The organism is Desulfallas sp. Bu1-1 (assembly GCF_015594625.1).
Taxonomy (GTDB): Bacteria; Bacillota; Desulfotomaculia; order Desulfotomaculales; family Desulfallaceae; genus JADNRQ01.
In genome coordinates, this window is the sequence record NZ_JADNRQ010000125.1 from 1 (window position 1) to 255 (window position 255).

General features: G+C 50.2%; 1 pseudogene. It reads left to right on the plus strand.

The window, feature by feature from the left end:
• Window positions 1–255: pseudogene (locus tag IT084_RS17920) on the plus strand (IS5/IS1182 family transposase); the annotation flags it as partial.

The following is a 255-nucleotide window of genomic DNA, read 5'->3' on the forward strand; positions in this document are numbered from 1 at the left end:
CGCAAGCGTTTCGGTGCCGAAGCCCTACAAGAAATCAACGAAGAAATCTGCCGTGCCGCCAAGGAAGCTGATAAGAAAAATGACGATGATAAAAAGCCCAAGCCGCCCATGGGTGGCAATAAAGCCGTAGAGGAAGAATCCAATAACCCGGATAAAGCTTCTTCCTTTGAAGTATATCCGGCAAACAAAGGCAAGCTTATCTTGGATGCCACCTGCGCCCCGGCAGACATACGCTATCCCACTGACCTATCCCTG